16 protein-coding genes are annotated in these 16,684 nt (G+C 28.1%); all 16 read left to right on the top strand.

The window, feature by feature from the left end:
• Positions 1-329: 329 nt before the first annotated feature.
• The 16 genes from ACYUE0_RS13520 (at position 330) to yqfD (ending at position 16,661) form a co-directional block, all read left to right on the top strand.
• On the top strand, positions 330-1,409 hold the full coding sequence (locus ACYUE0_RS13520) for a stage II sporulation protein P (protein ID WP_061994989.1): 1,080 nt from the start codon (positions 330-332) through the stop codon (positions 1,407-1,409).
• 158 nt (positions 1,410-1,567) lie between these two features.
• A complete protein-coding gene (locus ACYUE0_RS13515) occupies positions 1,568-1,816 on the top strand; it encodes a hypothetical protein (RefSeq protein ID WP_199868754.1) in 249 nt (82 codons plus the stop codon).
• Positions 1,817-2,031: 215 nt separating this feature from the next.
• Positions 2,032-3,840 carry a translation elongation factor 4 gene (lepA, locus tag ACYUE0_RS13510; RefSeq protein WP_061994987.1) on the top strand — a complete coding sequence of 603 codons (1,809 nt, stop codon included), beginning with the start codon at positions 2,032-2,034 and terminating at the stop codon, positions 3,838-3,840.
• 31 nt (positions 3,841-3,871) lie between these two features.
• The gene (gene hemW / locus ACYUE0_RS13505; RefSeq protein WP_460270985.1) at positions 3,872-5,002 is read left to right on the top strand and encodes a radical SAM family heme chaperone HemW; all 1,131 of its coding nucleotides are present in this window, start codon (positions 3,872-3,874) and stop codon (positions 5,000-5,002) included.
• Positions 5,003-5,100: 98 nt separating this feature from the next.
• Positions 5,101-6,135: a heat-inducible transcriptional repressor HrcA gene (hrcA, locus tag ACYUE0_RS13500; protein WP_199868936.1), complete on the top strand. Its 1,035-nt coding sequence runs from the start codon at positions 5,101-5,103 to the stop codon at positions 6,133-6,135.
• Positions 6,136-6,141: 6 nt separating this feature from the next.
• On the top strand, positions 6,142-6,744 hold the full coding sequence (gene grpE, locus ACYUE0_RS13495) for a nucleotide exchange factor GrpE (protein WP_199868760.1): 603 nt from the start codon (positions 6,142-6,144) through the stop codon (positions 6,742-6,744).
• A 20-nt stretch (positions 6,745-6,764) separates the two neighbouring features.
• Positions 6,765-8,591, top strand: a complete 1,827-nt coding sequence (dnaK, locus tag ACYUE0_RS13490; protein ID WP_460270983.1) for a molecular chaperone DnaK — start codon at positions 6,765-6,767, stop codon at positions 8,589-8,591.
• Between the two features lie 426 nt (positions 8,592-9,017).
• Positions 9,018-10,142, top strand: a complete 1,125-nt coding sequence (gene dnaJ / locus ACYUE0_RS13485) for a molecular chaperone DnaJ (protein WP_460270982.1) — start codon at positions 9,018-9,020, stop codon at positions 10,140-10,142.
• 257 nt (positions 10,143-10,399) lie between these two features.
• Positions 10,400-11,338 carry a 50S ribosomal protein L11 methyltransferase gene (prmA, locus tag ACYUE0_RS13480; RefSeq protein WP_061994981.1) on the top strand — a complete coding sequence of 313 codons (939 nt, stop codon included), beginning with the start codon at positions 10,400-10,402 and terminating at the stop codon, positions 11,336-11,338.
• Positions 11,339-11,535: 197 nt separating this feature from the next.
• Entirely contained in the window at positions 11,536-12,285 is a 750-nt protein-coding gene (locus tag ACYUE0_RS13475; RefSeq protein WP_460270981.1) for a 16S rRNA (uracil(1498)-N(3))-methyltransferase, read from the top strand.
• Entirely contained in the window at positions 12,285-13,589 is a 1,305-nt protein-coding gene (gene mtaB, locus ACYUE0_RS13470; RefSeq protein ID WP_061994979.1) for a tRNA (N(6)-L-threonylcarbamoyladenosine(37)-C(2))-methylthiotransferase MtaB, read from the top strand. Before ACYUE0_RS13475 ends, mtaB begins: the two co-directional genes overlap by 1 nt.
• 152 nt (positions 13,590-13,741) lie before the next feature.
• Positions 13,742-14,086, top strand: coding sequence for a histidine triad nucleotide-binding protein (locus ACYUE0_RS13465; RefSeq protein WP_061994978.1), 345 nt, complete (start codon positions 13,742-13,744; stop codon positions 14,084-14,086).
• Between the two features lie 127 nt (positions 14,087-14,213).
• A complete protein-coding gene (gene rpsU, locus ACYUE0_RS13460; RefSeq protein ID WP_010292600.1) occupies positions 14,214-14,390 on the top strand; it encodes a 30S ribosomal protein S21 in 177 nt (58 codons plus the stop codon).
• Positions 14,391-14,413: 23 nt separating this feature from the next.
• Complete coding sequence (locus ACYUE0_RS13455; RefSeq protein ID WP_061994977.1) at positions 14,414-14,860, top strand: GatB/YqeY domain-containing protein; 447 nt, start codon at positions 14,414-14,416, stop codon at positions 14,858-14,860.
• A 351-nt stretch (positions 14,861-15,211) separates the two neighbouring features.
• Positions 15,212-15,496, top strand: a complete 285-nt coding sequence (gene yqfC, locus ACYUE0_RS13450) for a sporulation protein YqfC (protein ID WP_199868767.1) — start codon at positions 15,212-15,214, stop codon at positions 15,494-15,496.
• On the top strand, positions 15,468-16,661 hold the full coding sequence (gene yqfD / locus ACYUE0_RS13445) for a sporulation protein YqfD (RefSeq protein WP_460270980.1): 1,194 nt from the start codon (positions 15,468-15,470) through the stop codon (positions 16,659-16,661). Before yqfC ends, yqfD begins: the two co-directional genes overlap by 29 nt.
• Positions 16,662-16,684 lie beyond the last annotated feature (23 nt).

Here is a 16,684-nt window from a genome sequence, read left to right as displayed (position 1 = left end):
AACATTAAAAGAATCTGCTTTAAGATAAAACTTAAGTTTTATCTTAAAGCAGATATTTTTATGCTGTTATATTTTAAAGAACCTAAACATATATTATAGTGATTGAAACAAAGAAGGATTTTAATTTAGGACAAGTTATGTAATTTATAAAGGTCATTTAACTAAAAAATATTTTTATATAAATATAGAGTGCTTAATTTAGATAATTATGGACTTGTGCTAATCTTTTAGGCATCCCAATCTTCAAATGAATAATTTAAAAAATCAATTTGGAATCTTATAAAGTGTAGCTTTATATGTAAATTTTATACAAATAACAGGAGGGTAAAATGAGATACAATAGGGAGAAATATAAAAGATATAATCCAAGATATAACCCAAGATACAGTTCTAGATATGTTAGTAATAGAACATATGAAAATGTAAAAAATGTTAAATTAAATTTTAAATATATGAAATTTATAATTATAATCTTAGTGGCTACGTTACTAGTAATTTTGCCAAAAAGTTTTATTATATATGAGGGGCATAATAGTGATGGGATAAAGACAACTTTATACTTTAAAGCTATAAATAATTGTATGGCTACTGTAGGGGTTTCATCTAATAATATGTTAAGAGAAGAAGACAAGGGTATATCATCGTTTAGTATTCTAGAACTTATCAAAGGAGAATTAGGTTTTTTTGACAAAGAGCAGGTAAAACAAGTAAAAGCAGAAGAGTATAAAATAAGTGCTTTTAATTTAGGGGAAAATGATATAAATAAAAATGAAGTAGGTGCTGTGCCAAAAGAAGATGCTACCAAAAATGCAAATAAGAAAGTGCTAATATATCATAGCCATTCTTCTGAGGCCTATTCACCAGGAGAAGAAAGTAAGAAAGATGCCAGTCAGAATATAATTGCTGTAGGTGAAGAACTTACAAAAAATTTACAAGCACAAGGATTTACTGTTATACATGATACAACAGCACATGACCTACCAGATTATAATGCTGCTTATTATAAATCACGTGAAACTATGAAAAAATATTTAAGTGAATATGGAAACTTTGATTTAATTATAGATTTGCATAGAGATTCAGGTGTAGATAAAAAATATGTTACAGGAACTGTTAATGGTGAATCAACAGCTAAGGTAATGTTTGTGCCAGCGATGGCTAATCCAAATTATGCAAACCAATTAGAAATAATGAATAACATTGTAGGAGCATCTAAGACATTATACCCAGATTTATTTAGGGGGAGAGCTATATATGATGTTTACACAACGGGAATAACTTATTACAGTCAAGATTTAAGTAGTAATGCAGTGTTAATTGAAGTTGGATCTACAACTAATACTCTTGATGAGGCAAAAGCCAGTATGAAATATTTGGCTCACTCTATTAGTGTAGGATTATCACAATAAAGATAATATTATAATATAAAAGGCTTTATCAAAATGAAAGTTAAAATTTATTTTGATAGGGCTTTTTAAATTTTAATTCTAAAATATATTTTTGCGTTTTAATGTTTGAATAAAAAACATATATAATGTGAATTATTATAATATTGGAGGTGCTCTTTTTGGGAAGAAAAGAAAAAAATATACTAATTTTATGTACATTAGCTATTATAATTGGAATTGTTGTGGTAAATAAAAATTCAAGTGATGTAGTGAAAAAAAATAGTAATATAGAAATTTGTAATGAGGATAAACCTAAAATAATATTAAAATTAAATGAAAAACAATTAGTTTTTAAAAGTGATTTTTTTTATGATTTAGAAAATGGCTTTAAAATTATATTTAATAACATAAAAGAGAACATAAACTAATTACATAAGTTATAATAGAATGAAAAATTATAAAAGACTTAAAGTTAAGGTTGTTTAATACATATCATTGACAAGTTAAATAAGTTGTATGGTATAATTTAAACTGAGTAATTATAATTTATTTATAAAAAGTATATTAAAATTTAAATGTAGTAAAAAAATTTGATAATATAAAGTAAATTTATATATCCATTACACAAACGGGGGTAAAATTCATGCAAAGTGACAGACAAAAGTATATAAGAAATTTTTCAATAGTTGCCCATATAGATCATGGTAAATCTACATTAGCTGATAGATTGCTAGAGAAAACAGGTACATTAACACAAAGAGAAATGGAATCTCAAGTACTTGATAATATGGAGTTAGAAAAAGAAAGAGGAATAACAATTAAAGCACAAGCAGCAAGACTTGTATATAAAAGAGAAGCAGATGGAAAAGAATACATATTAAATCTAATTGATACTCCAGGACATGTAGACTTTAATTATGAGGTTTCTAGAAGTCTAGCAGCTTGTGAAGGAGCAATTTTAATAGTAGATGCAACACAAGGGATTCAAGCTCAAACTCTTGCAAACTGTTATCTAGCATTAGATAATGATTTAGAAATAGATCCGGTAATAAATAAAATAGATTTAGCAAGTGCAAGACCGGAGGAAGTAAAGCAAGAAATAGAAGATGTTATAGGCATAGAAGCACAGGATGCACCTTTAATATCAGCTAAAACAGGATTAAATATAGAAGATGTATTAGAATCAGTTGTAGAAAAAATACCTGCACCAACTGGTGATGAAGAAGCACCATTAAAAGCATTAATTTTTGATTCTTATTATGATAGTTATAAAGGTGTTGTTACTTATATAAGAGTTTTTGACGGAAGTGTTAAAGTAGGCACAAAAATAAAATTAATGAATACTAATAAAACTTGTGAAGTTACGGAAGTTGGAGTGTTTACTCCAGCACCAATGCCGATTGAAGAATTAAGAGCTGGAGAAGTTGGATATTTAAGTGCTGCTATAAAAAATGTAGGAGATGCAAGAGCAGGAGATACAATAACTGAAGCAAATAGACCTACTAAAGAACCAATGAAAGGTTATAGACCAGCAATACCAATGGTGTTTAGTGGAATATATCCAGCAGATGGTTCAAAATATGAAGCATTAAAAGAAGCTTTAGAAAAATTGCAGCTAAATGACGCTGCACTATCTTTTGAACCAGAAACATCTATTGCATTAGGTTTTGGATTTAGATGTGGTTTCTTAGGATTATTACATATGGAAATAATTCAAGAAAGAATAGAAAGAGAATTTAATTTAGATATAATTACAACAGCGCCATCAGTTATCTATAAAGTTACAAAAACAAATGGTGAACTTTTAGAAATTACGAATCCTACAAATTTACCAGAAATATCAGAAATAAGTTATATGGAAGAGCCTATGGTAAAAGCATCCATAATAGCGCCTTCAGATTATGTAGGAGCTATTATGGAATTATGTCAAGAAAAAAGAGGAGTATTTATAGATATGCAATATCTTGATCAGACAAGGGTTATGCTAAATTATGATATGCCTCTAAATGAGATAGTATATGATTTTTTTGATGCACTAAAATCAAGAACTAAAGGATATGCTTCTTTTGACTATGAATTAAAAGGATATAAAGAAACTAAACTAGTTAAACTTGATATAATGTTAAACGGAGATGTTGTAGATGCTTTATCAATGATAGTTCCAGAAGAAAGGGCTTATCATAGAGGAAGAAATATGGCAGAAAAATTGAAAGAAATTATTCCAAGACAATTATTTGAAATTCCAATCCAAGCAGCTGTAGGTTCAAAGATTATAGCCAGAGAAACTGTAAAAGCTATGAGAAAAGATGTTCTTGCAAAATGTTATGGTGGAGATATATCAAGAAAGAAAAAACTATTAGAAAAACAAAAACAAGGAAAGAAAAGAATGAGACAAGTTGGAAGTGTAGAAGTTCCACAAGAAGCATTCATGGCAGTGCTTAAAATAGATTAATTTTACTAAAAGCTATAAGGAGGAATGCAAAATGAAAGATGTATCATTGTATATTCACATACCATTTTGTAAAAATAAGTGTTTTTATTGTGATTTTCCTTCTTTTAGTGGATGTGACGGGAAAATGCTAGAGTACACTAAAGCGTTAGGAAAAGAAATAGATAAAATAGATAAAGATTACATTATAAAAACGGTATTTATAGGTGGGGGAACTCCCACCTATTTATCTTTAGATGGATTAAAATATATAAAAAAAAGTATAGAAAAATTAAATTTAGCTCCTGATGTTGAGTTTACAGTAGAAGGAAATCCAGGTACATTCACAAAAGAAAAATTAGAATTATTTAAAAGCATGGGTGTTAATAGATTAAGCATAGGTCTTCAAGCTTATCAAGATAATCTTTTAAAAAGTATAGGAAGAATACATTCTGTAGAAGATTTTGAAAAAAGTTATAAATTAGCACGAGAATGTGGATATAAAAATATAAATATAGATTTAATTTTTGGACTTCCAAATCAAGATATTGATAATTGGAAAGAGACACTAAAAAAAGTTGTAAAACTTAACCCAGAACATTTGTCTTGTTATAGTTTAATAATAGAAGAAGATACTAAATTTTATAGTTTATTTGAAAATGATAAATTAAAACTTCCATGTGAAGAAGATGAAAGGGAAATGTATTTAAAAACTTTAGAAATACTAAAAGAAAATGGTTATAATCATTATGAAATTTCAAACTTCTGCAAACCTAATAAAGAATGCAGACATAATTTGGTGTATTGGGAATTAAAACCTTATATTGGCTGTGGAAGTTCTTCCCACTCTTATGTAGATGGACGAAGATATTATAATGAAAGTGATATAGAAGAATATATTAAAAAAATTAATGAAAATGGAAGTGCAATAATAGAAAGTAAAAAAAATAGGATAGAAGATGATATTGAAGAATATATGTTTTTAGGATTGAGAAAAATAGCGGGTGTTAATAAAAAGCAGTTTCAGCTTAAATTTTCTAAGGATATATATGAAATTTATGGGGAAATTATTAATAGATTTAAAGGCTTGAAAATGATAAATGACGATGGTGAAAAAATATACCTCACAGAAAAAGGAATAGAAGTGTCGAACAGCATAATGTGTGAATTTATATTAGAAAAGTAAAAAAGGTATTGACAAATTAATATTAAAATGATATGTTAAGAATGTAGTAATTAGCACTCCTTGTTAACGAGTGCTAATAAAGAGGTGATAATATGAAAATGGATGATAGAAAAATTTATATACTACAAGCTATTATCCATGATTACATTACTTGTGGTGAGCCTGTAGGATCTAGAACTATTGCTAAAAAATATGATTTAGGAATCAGTTCTGCAACTATTAGAAATGAGATGGCGGATTTGGAAGATATGGGATATTTAGAACAACTTCACACATCTTCTGGAAGAAAGCCTTCTGATAAAGGTTATAGACTTTATGTAGATAATTTAATGAAAATATCTAATTTAACATCACAAGAAAAAGCTATAATTAAAAAATCTATAATTGATATGGCTTGTGGTGAAATAGATAGAATCATAATGAATGCTACTGAAATTTTATCAGATCTTACAAAACTTACATCTATAGTAAAGGCTCCGTCTCTTAGGAAAAGTACATTAAGACATGTTCAACTTTCTTTAGTTGATAATAATAATGTCTTAGCAACTATGATAACTAATAGTGGTGTAATTAGAAACAATATTATTAAAATTACAAAACCGATAGATAGCAGTACTCTTTTAAAATTAAATAATGTTTTAAATGAAAAACTAAGAGATATAAATATTGAAGATATTTCTTTGGAATTTCTTTTAAATATTAAAAGAGAATTAAAAGGAAATGAAGAAATTTTAGATGCTATCATTCCTATACTGTATGGGACTTTAATAAATGAAGAAAATAGTAAAATATATATAAAAGGCTCAACAAATATATTTAATTATCAAGAATATAATGATATAGAAAAGGCGAAAGATTTTTTAAATTTTTTAAATAATAATGAATTTGTAAAAAGTTTATTAGATCAAAATAAGGAAAATGGATTAGCCATAAGTATAGGAAAAGAAAATTTTAATGAATATACCAAGCAATGTAGTATTATAACAGCTACTTACAATTACAATGGAATACCATTGGGAACTATAGGAGTTATAGGGCCAACAAGAATTCCGTATGGCAAAGTAGTAGGAATTTTAAATACATTAGTAGATGAGCTTAACTTTAATATAGAAGAGATATATAAGAAGTTTTAAAAAGCTATGGAATGGAGGAGTGCAAAATTGAATAAGAATAATATAGATGAAAATCTAGATGAAATTAAAGATGAACATACTAACAAAACAAGTGAATGTTCAGAAAATCAATGTGAGTGTGATTCAAAAGAAAAAGAAACTACTTTTGAACCAGTAGATGTAAAAAAAATAAAAGAAGAAAATGAAAAATTAAAGAAAGAAGTAGAAGAATTAAAAGAAAAACAATTAAGAATTTCTGCTGAATATGATAATTATAGAAAAAGAACAATAAAAGAAAAGCAAGATGTATATCTGAATGCATATGAAGATGTTTTAAAAGAAATGTTTGAAGTTTTAGATAATCTAGAACGTGCTTTATCATGTGATTCTAACTTAGAGGATTTAAGAAAAGGAATCGAAATGACAGTTAAACAGTTTAATACTTCTTTAGAAAAATTAGAAGTTGAAGAAATAGATACAAATGGAGAATTTGATCCTAACTATCACAATGCAGTAATGCATGAAGAAAATGATAGTGTTGGAGCAAATCAAATAGTTGAAGTATTCTTAAAAGGATACAAAAAAGGTGAAAAAGTACTAAGATATAGTATGGTAAAAGTAGCAAACTAACAATTAGGAGGTAATTTATAATGGGAAAAGTAATTGGTATTGATTTAGGAACAACAAATTCATGTGTAGCAGTTATGGAAGGTGGAGAACCAGTTGTTATAGCAAATGCTGAGGGAGCTAGAACTACACCATCAGTTGTATCTTTTATGAAAGATGGAGAAAGATTAGTAGGTCAGGTTGCTAAAAGACAAGCGATAACTAATCCAGATAAAACTATAATATCAATAAAAAGACATATGGGAACAGGTCATAAAGTTAATATAGATGGAAAAGATTTAACACCACAAGAAATATCTGCAATGGTACTTCAAAAATTAAAAGCTGATGCAGAAGCTTATTTAGGTGAAAAAGTAACAGAAGCAGTTATAACAGTTCCAGCATATTTTAATGATAGTGAAAGACAAGCAACAAAAGACGCAGGAAGAATAGCTGGTTTAGATGTTAAAAGAATAATCAATGAGCCAACAGCTGCATCACTTGCATATGGTCTTGATAAAATGGATACAAATCAAAAAATATTTGTATATGACTTAGGTGGCGGTACTTTTGATGTATCAATACTAGAACTTGGAGATGGAGTGTTTGAAGTTTTATCAACAACAGGTGATACTAAATTAGGTGGAGATGACTTCGACGAAAAAATAATGAACTATATAGCTGAAAGCTTTAAAGCTGAAAATGGTATTGATTTAAGAAATGATAAAATGGCACTTCAAAGATTAAAAGAAGCTTCAGAAAAAGCTAAAATAGAATTATCATCTTCAATGCAAACAAATATTAACTTACCATTTATAACAGCAGATGCTACAGGTCCAAAACATATAGACCTAAACTTAACAAGAGCTAAATTCAATGAATTAACTCATGACTTAGTTCAAAGAACAATTGAGCCAATGAAAAAATCACTTGCAGATGCTAAATTATCAATAAATGATATAGATAAAATACTTTTAGTTGGAGGTTCTACAAGAATACCAGCAGTTCAAGAAGCTGTTAAAAACTTTACAGGAAAAGAACCATCAAAAGGAGTTAACCCAGATGAATGTGTTGCAGTTGGAGCAGCAATTCAAGCAGGAGTATTAACAGGAGATGTTGAAGGATTACTATTATTAGATGTTACTCCATTAACATTAGGAATAGAAACATTAGGTGGAGTTGCAACTCCATTAATAGAAAGGAATACAACAATACCAACTAAGAAGAGCCAAGTGTTCTCTACAGCTCAAGATGGTCAAACATCTGTTGAAATTCACATTGTTCAAGGTGAAAGACAAATGGCTGCGGATAATAAAACATTAGGTAGATTTACTTTATCAGGAATAGCACCAGCTCCAAGAGGAATTCCACAAATAGAAGTTGGATTTGATATAGATGCTAATGGTATTGTAAATGTAACAGCTAAAGATAAAGGAACAGGAAAAGAAGCTAATATTACAATAACAGCATCTACAAATTTAAATGAAGATGAAATTAAAAAAGCTGTAGATGAAGCAGAACAATTTGCAGCTCAAGATAAAGAAAGAAAAGAAGCTATAGAAGTTAAAAATAATGCTGACCAAATGGTTTATCAAACAGAGAAAACATTAGGTGAGTTAGGAGATAAAGTTTCAGCAGAAGATAAATCAGAAATAAATGCTAAAATAGATGCATTAAAAGCTGTTAAAGATGGGGAAGATATAGAAGCAATTAAAAAAGCTACAGAAGAATTAACACAAGCATTCTATGCAGTATCTTCTAAAATGTATCAAGGAGAAGCTGGAGCACAAGGAGAAGCTCAAGCTGAACCACAACAAAATGGTAGTAATGAAGATGAAAATGTAGTTGATACAGATTTTAAAGTAGACTAATTAACAAATTTATTTTAAAAGATTAAAAAAGTAAAGGTTGATAGTTATGAATGTGTATAGTCAAATAATTAAATAGTATTTAATTATAAATACCATAACTATCAACTTTTTTAAAATTTATTTAAAATAAAATTAGCTTAATACTACTCAAAAAAGAGGGATGAGCATAAAAGCTCTTCCCTCAATTTGAGTAATATGTATTAATAGAAGATAGTAATTTGATTCTTATTTTATAAAATATACTTAAATTGGTAACAGCTTTGGATGAGTTTTAATAAGATATATATGTAATAATTTAAAATTGATAAAAAGCACTACATACTAATGCGGTTAAAGTGGAATTTTATATTATATTAATGTTGAAATAATACGTAATATAATTTATATTATAAAGGTTAGAGTATAATAGGTGGTGAAATTAATATAATGGCAAATAAAGATTATTATGAAATTTTAGGTGTAGATAAAAGTGCAACTGAAGATGAAATAAAAAAAGCTTTTAAAAAATCTGCATTAAAATATCATCCAGATAGGAATCCAGGTGATAAAGAAGCAGAAGAAAAATTTAAAGAGTTGAATGAAGCATATCAAGTGCTTTCGGATAGCGAAAAAAGACAAAGATATGATCAATTTGGAACAGCGGATTTTAATGGTCAAGGATTTGGTGGATTTGAAGGAGGATTTGGTGGATTCGACTTTGGAGACATATTTGGCGATATATTTGGAGGATTTGGTGGATTTGGTGGAAGTTCATCAAGAAGAAATGGACCGAGAAAAGGTGCAGATCTTGAGTACAATATAAATCTTACTTTTGAAGAAGCTGTATTTGGCATAGAAAAAGAAGTGAAAATAAGCAGAAAAGAAAAATGTGAAAGTTGTAATGGAACAGGTGCTAGTAATGGATCAGCTCCAAAAACATGTTCTAAATGTAATGGTACTGGACAAGTGAGAATACAAAGGCAGACACCGATAGGGGTTATAGCTACATCTTCAACTTGTGATGTTTGTGGAGGAAAGGGTCAGGTAATAGATAGTCCTTGCTCAACTTGTAGAGGTACAGGTAAAGAAACTAAAAGAAGAAATATAACTATAAATATACCAGCAGGTGTAGATAATGGAAATGTTATGCCATTGAGAGGCCAAGGTGAAGCTGGTGAGAATGGTGGTCCGGCAGGAGATTTATATATAAATATTAGAGTTCAATCTCACAAAACATTTGTAAGAAAAGGATTTGACATTTATATAGAAACACATGTAAGCTTTGCACAGGCTACACTAGGGGCAGAAATAAAAGTTCCTACAGTGGATGGAGATGTTAAATACGTTGTGCCAGCTGGTACACAACCAGGAACAACATTTAGATTAAAAGGTAAGGGGGTTCCAAGAGTTAATTCAGCAGGACGTGGAGATCAATATGTTAAAGTTATAGTAGATGTTCCAAAAGAATTAAACGAAAAACAAAAGGAAGCTCTTAATATGTTTATGGAAGCTAGTGAAGAGTCTAGTGAAGGAATACAACATCATGCTAAAAGAAAATGGTTTGGAAAATAGATTGAAAGAGAAACTTCAAGTAAGAAGTTTCTCTTTATTTTTTAGTAGATAAATAAATTGAAAACAGGTTAATTGGGAATAAGAATATAAATATACTATATAACTTTAGGATTAATATATTTAAAAAAGGTTAAAATTTATGATAGTATATATAGATAAAGACATTTAATTTAAAATACAATTTAAATAAATAATATATAAATCACATTAATTTATATGCGTTTTAATGTAATAGAATTAATATTGGAGGAAAAATTATGAGTAAAGAATGGATTGAAATAACGGTTGTAACGAGCTGTGAAGCTGTAGAAGCAGTAACAGGAATATTTTATAGTACAGAGGTTGAAGGTGTATCTATAATTGATTCAGAAGATGTAGAATTTAAGAAAAAGAATCCTGGTGATTGGGATTATTTTGATGAAAAAGTATTAAATATAAAAAAAGGTGCTGTAGTAAAAGGCTACTATAAAGAAGATGAAAATCTTGAAAAATATATAAAATACATAAAAGAAAATGTAGAAAAATTATCTGAATATGGTTTTGATAAAGGCGAAGGAACTGTTGATGTAGTAAAAGTGAATGAAGAAGATTGGGAAAATAATTGGAAAAAATATTATAAGCCTACTAAAATAGGAAATAAAATTGTTGTAAAGCCAATATGGGAAGAATATATTGCAAAAGATGATGAGTTAATTGTAGAATTAGATCCTGGTATGGCATTTGGTACTGGAACACATGAAACTACTAGAATGTGTATAAAATCTTTAGAAAAATATGTTGAAAAGAATAGTAGAGTATTTGATATAGGAACAGGCTCAGGAATACTTGCTATAGCTGCTGCAAAACTTGAGGCGAAAGAAGTTATAGCTGTAGATTTAGATCCTGTAGCAGTAGATTCAGCAAGAAATAATGTTGGCTTTAATGACATTGAAAATATACAAATTTTACACGGAGATTTAATGGAAGTTGTAGAAGGAAAAGCTGATATTATTGTAGCTAATATAATAGCAGATGTAATAATATTTTTAACAGAAGGTGTTAAAAAGTTTATAAATAAGAATGGATATTTTATAACTTCAGGAATAATATTAGATAAACAGCAAGAAGTTCAAAATAAAATGAAAGAATGTGGATTTGAAGTTGTGGAAGTCATTAATGATGGAGAATGGGCTTGTGTAATAGCTAAAAATATATAAGTTGCATTTAAACACTTAATTAGATATTATATTTTTTATATAGATAGTTCTCAATGATAAACTTAATGGTGTTATAAGGTTCTAAATTTTAACTATACCTTATGGTTTTATTTATATCATTGGAACTTTATGAAAGTATTGTTTTTATGTATAAGTGAAAAACATATTATTTAAAGTTAATTAACGGTGGTGAAAAAATGCATAAGTTTTTTGTGAATAAAGAAAATATATGTTGTGATGTATGTAAAATAGATGGAGAAGATGTAAAACATATATACAAAGTTTTAAGATTGAAAATTGGAGATAAAATCAATATAAATAATTGTGAAGGTAAAGAGTATTTAGCTATAATCCAAGATATTAACAAAAAAGAAGTTATAGCAAAAATACTTGAACAGTGTGAGCTAAATAATGAAAGTAAGGTAAGAGTGCACTTATTTCAAGGGTTGCCAAAGTCAACTAAAATGGATTTAATAGTTCAAAAAAACACAGAATTGGGAATAGCATCTATAACCCCAGTAATAATGGAAAGAGTAGTTGTTAAAAATGATTCAGAATTTAAAAAAGTTGATAGATGGAATAGAATAGCATTGGAAGCCTGCAAACAAAGTAAAAGAAGTTTAATTCCAAGTATAAATAAACCAATAGAATTTGAAAAACTTATAGAAAAAATAGATGATATGGATTTAATTGTAGTTCCCTATGAAAATCAACAGGGATATGGAATAAAAAAACTTGCAAATAATTTAGATAAGAATTCTATAAAAAATGTAGCTATTGTAATTGGACCAGAGGGTGGTTTTGAAGAAGAAGAAATCGGAAAATTAAAAGCTAAAGGTGCCAATATAGTTACATTAGGTCCAAGAATATTAAGAACAGAAACAGCAGGATTTACAGCTTTAAGTCTTATAATGTATGAATTAGCTGATTTAGGAGGAGTTTTATAATGAAAGTTGCTTTTGCTACTTTAGGGTGTAGGGTTAATGTTTATGAGTCAGAAGCCATGACAGAAAAATTTATAAAAGAAGGATATGAAACTGCAACTTTTGATGAAGCGGCAGATGTTTATGTTATAAATACATGTACAGTTACTAATATGGGAGATAAAAAATCTCGCCAAATGATTTCTAGAGCAAGAAGAAAAAATCCAGGGGCGATAATAGCAGTTGTTGGTTGCTACTCTCAAATTGCATCAGAGGAAATTTCTAAAATAGAAGGTGTAGATGTAATTTTAGGTACAAAAAACAAAGGGGATATTGTTTATTATGTAAATAGAGCTAGAGTTGAAAAAAAACAATTCGTTGAAGTAAATGATGTATTGAAAAATAAAAAATTTGAAGAATTAAAAATAGAAGAATACCAGGATAAAACTCGTGCATTTTTAAAAATCCAAGATGGATGTAATCAATTTTGTTCATACTGTTTAATTCCTTTTGCTAGAGGAGCTGTGTGTAGTAAAAATCCAGATTTGATTCTAGATGAAGTAAGACAACTAGCTGCAAATGGGTTTAAAGAAATTATTTTATCAGGAATTCATATTGCGTCTTATGGTGTGGATTTAGATAATGACTGGTCATTGGTTAAAGTGTTAGAAGAGATAAATAAAATAGAAGGTATAGAAAGAATAAGGATAGGTTCAATTGATCCAACATTTTTTACAGAGGGAGTTATTGAAAAAATAGTTTCTTTGAAAAAACTTTGTCCTCATTTTCATTTATCACTTCAAAGTGGATCAAATGCTACATTAAAAAGAATGAATAGACATTACAATGCTGAAGAGTATAAGGATGTTGTGAATAACCTAAGAAAATACATAAAAGATGTTTCTATAACCACTGATGTAATTGTTGGCTTTCCAGGAGAAAGTGAAAAAGAGTTTGATGAGACTTATAGATTTTTACAGGATATAAAATTGTCTAAAATACATGTATTTAAGTATAGTCCAAGAAGTGGAACTAAAGCTGCAAAAATGATACTTCAAGTAGATGGTAAGATAAAAGAACAAAGAAGTGAAAAGCTTATAAACTTAAATTTAGATCTTGAAAAAGAGTTTATGGAAAAATTTAAAGGTAAGAGTATGAACGTCTTATTTGAAGAAGAAATGAAAAATAAAGAAAACCATTATATAGGATATACACCTAATTATATAAAAGTTACAGTAGAAAGTGCAGAGAAGTTAGATGGAAAAATAATAGAGGTTAAACTTTTAGAAGTAGAAAAAGAAAATATGATAGGTATAGTAGAAAAATAGTAGAATTTAATAAAAAAACTAGAATAGTGTACAATAAGATATTATAATTAATTTTGAATTTTGATTATTTATATATTTTAATATAAATAAAATTTATATTAAGGAGGGTAGAGTTTATTTTAACAGTATATAGTTAATTTAAACAGAACGTTATGAGTGATTGTATTTTTTGTAAAATAGCTAATGGTGAAATACCTAGTCAAAAAGTTTATGAAGATGATAGGGTTCTAGTTTTTAATGATATAAATCCAGAAGCTCCAGTTCATGTGCTTGTTATTCCTAAAGAGCATATATCAAGTGCTAATGAAATAACACAAGAAAATTCTGACATAATATCTCATATATTTGTTGTAATTAATAAAATTGCAAGGGAATTGAAAATATCAGAAGATGGATTTAGAATTGTTAATAACACAGGAAAAAACGGTGGTCAAACTGTTGGACACATGCATTTTCATGTCTTAGGTGGTAGAAATTTAGCATGGCCACCAGGCTAAATAAAAAAAAATGAAATTGTTGACAGAATATGAAAATGTATTGTATAATTAACAATGTGCTATTTATGTCCCGCATGGCTATTTGAAATTAAAAATTTGAATTGAGCTAGCGGAGGGAGGGATAATAATGTCAGAAATTAAAGTTGGAGAAAACGAATCATTAGAAAATGCTTTAAGAAGATTTAAGAAGAAATGTGCTAGAGCTGGTGTTCTTTCAGAAGTAAGAAAGAGAGAGCATTACGAAAAGCCAAGCGTTAAAAGAAAGAAAAAATCAGAAGCTGCAAGAAAGAGAAAATTCAAATAGAATTTTTGAAAGAAGGTAAAGCTATGTCCCTTAAAGATAGATTACAGCAAGACTGGAAAAATGCTTTAAAGGAAAGAAATAAATTTAAAGCTAGTGTTATAAGTATGGCAAAGGCTGCAATTTTGCTTATAGAGAAAAATGGCAGTGGAAGTCTTAATGATGATCAAGTCATTGAGGTTTTAGCTAAGGAAGTTAAACAAAGAAGAGATTCTTTAGAAGAATTTAAAAATGGAAATAGACAAGATTTAGTTGATAGCACTAATGCTGAAATAGAAATCTTGTTGGATTACCTTCCTCAGCAGTTAACTGAAGATGAAATTCGAAAAATTGTTGTAAAGTCTGCGGAAGAAATTGGCGCAAATAGCATAAAAGATATGGGCAAATTAATGTCTATTGTTCGACCTAAAACAAATGGTAGAGCGGACGGAAAAATAGTAAGTCAAATAGTTAAAGAATATTTGAATAAATAAGAACTCAGTTTTCTGAGTTCTTTTTTCGTTTATATATAAAAAATCTTTTTAACCTTAAAACAAGTAATTTATTTTGGTAGACAATCATAAAATAAAACATGTAATTATATAGTAAATAACAGAGCTATATATAAGTAATATAGTGAAACAAGTTCGAGTTTTAACTTATTCATAACTTACAAAAATATTTTAGTCTAACTGGAATTATGTATTTGAGTGATTTTCGAGCATGTAATCACTCTTTTAGGAATGGAAATACTCTAGGTATAAATTTAAGAGTAATTTTGGATTCCTATAAAAAATACTGTTTAATTATAGTAATTTAAAATACAGGTTAAAGAGGTGGGTACTTTGAAAAATAAGATAAAAAAGAAAGCAGAGCTAATTGTTGAAAAATTGGACATACCTAGAGATACTGTATTAGACTTACCTAAAATAACGGTAATATCTAATTCGGAAATTACAATAGAAAATCATAAAGGAATAACCACATTTGAAAGTAATGAGATAAAAGTAAAAACTTCTATTGGTGTATTGGAAATATTAGGTGAAAATTTTGAAATATCTTTTGTAGGAGGAACGACAATAGTTTTAAATGGAAGTTTTAATGCTATTGGATACAAGAAAAATGAGTAAAGATTTAAATTATAAAAAAGGATTATTAGTAGTAGAGATTGAAACAGTAAACCTAGAAAAGCTTATAAATTTTTTATGGAGAAAAGATGTAAAAGTAAGAAATTTAAAAAGAAATAGCCTAACCAATTGCACTATGGAAATTGAATTCATTGATTATGAAGTTTTATTAGAAGGAGTAAAAAAAACCAATAGTAAATTAAAAGTTCTTAATAGAAAAGGTATTATGTTTAAAATTTTAAAATTAAAAAGAAGAAGGACGTTACTTGTTACAGTACTTATTTTTGTGGGAGTATTATATTATTTAAGTAGTTTTATTTGGAAAATAGAGGTAGTTACAGAAAGTTATATAGCACCTTTTGAAATAAGAGAATTGTTAAAATCATATGGTATAGAAAAAGGAACTTATAAAAATAGTTTTGATGTTCATAGAGTAGAAGAAAGAATAATAGATGATAATGATGAAGTAATGTGGGTAAAAGCTAGAATAGATGGATCAAAATTAAAAGTTGAGGTAATAGAAAGGCAGGCACCACCAAAAATAAAAGAGGAAAAGCTGACAGGAAATATTGTTGCAAAAAGAGATGGAGAAGTACAACGAATATTCTCTCAGGGTGGGACTGTTATGGTGGAAAGAGGGAAAATTGTTAAAAAAGGTGACTTGTTAATAAAGGGAGAACAAGGAAAAGAAGGCAAAGAATATGATGTTAAGGCAGAAGGAAATGTGTTTGCCAAAACATTTTATGAACAAAAGAAAGAAATTCCTAAAAGTACAGTAGTAAGAAAAAAAACAGGGGAAAAAGCTAGAAGCTATTATATAAAAATAGGTGGGAAAAAAGTTTATATTAAAAATGCCTTAAATGCATTTGAAAATTATGATAAAATAGAGAATAACAAATGGTTTATAGGTGAAGAAATCTATGAGGAAGTACTAGAAGAAAATGTTGAGGCCAATACTGATATGGTTATTAAAGAACTTAGCAATAATGTTTTACTTAATTTAGATAAATTTGTTAAAGTTTTGGAAGTAAAGCCAGAAATAAAAGATAAAGGTGATAATTTTTTAGTTACAGTACTTGTAATAGCGGAAGAAGATATATCTTTAGAAGAAGCAAAGAGCGATATTATAGAGGAGAATACAGAGAGAAAAGCTGAAAATGATGAATAAACAATCTTAGAGTAGGTTAGATA

The organism is Clostridium sp. CTA-19 (assembly GCF_054767855.1).
The sequence above is the reverse complement of the archived record's forward strand: the minus strand, read 5'-3'. Positions and strand labels throughout refer to the sequence as shown.

Excerpts from the sequence above, each read along its gene's own strand:
- ACYUE0_RS13520 (WP_061994989.1), top strand. The coding sequence starts at position 330 with ATGAGATACAATAGGGAGAAATATAAAAGATATAATCCAAGATATAAC.
- lepA (WP_061994987.1), top strand. The coding sequence starts at position 2,032 with ATGCAAAGTGACAGACAAAAGTATATAAGAAATTTTTCAATAGTTGCC.
- hemW (WP_460270985.1), top strand. The coding sequence starts at position 3,872 with ATGAAAGATGTATCATTGTATATTCACATACCATTTTGTAAAAATAAG.
- hrcA (WP_199868936.1), top strand. The coding sequence starts at position 5,101 with ATGGATGATAGAAAAATTTATATACTACAAGCTATTATCCATGATTAC.
- grpE (WP_199868760.1), top strand. The coding sequence starts at position 6,142 with ATGGAATGGAGGAGTGCAAAATTGAATAAGAATAATATAGATGAAAAT.
- dnaK (WP_460270983.1), top strand. The coding sequence starts at position 6,765 with ATGGGAAAAGTAATTGGTATTGATTTAGGAACAACAAATTCATGTGTA.
- dnaJ (WP_460270982.1), top strand. The coding sequence starts at position 9,018 with ATGGCAAATAAAGATTATTATGAAATTTTAGGTGTAGATAAAAGTGCA.
- prmA (WP_061994981.1), top strand. The coding sequence starts at position 10,400 with ATGAGTAAAGAATGGATTGAAATAACGGTTGTAACGAGCTGTGAAGCT.
- ACYUE0_RS13475 (WP_460270981.1), top strand. The coding sequence starts at position 11,536 with ATGCATAAGTTTTTTGTGAATAAAGAAAATATATGTTGTGATGTATGT.
- mtaB (WP_061994979.1), top strand. The coding sequence starts at position 12,285 with ATGAAAGTTGCTTTTGCTACTTTAGGGTGTAGGGTTAATGTTTATGAG.
- ACYUE0_RS13465 (WP_061994978.1), top strand. The coding sequence starts at position 13,742 with ATGAGTGATTGTATTTTTTGTAAAATAGCTAATGGTGAAATACCTAGT.
- rpsU (WP_010292600.1), top strand. The coding sequence starts at position 14,214 with ATGTCAGAAATTAAAGTTGGAGAAAACGAATCATTAGAAAATGCTTTA.
- ACYUE0_RS13455 (WP_061994977.1), top strand. The coding sequence starts at position 14,414 with ATGTCCCTTAAAGATAGATTACAGCAAGACTGGAAAAATGCTTTAAAG.
- yqfD (WP_460270980.1), top strand. The coding sequence starts at position 15,468 with ATGCTATTGGATACAAGAAAAATGAGTAAAGATTTAAATTATAAAAAA.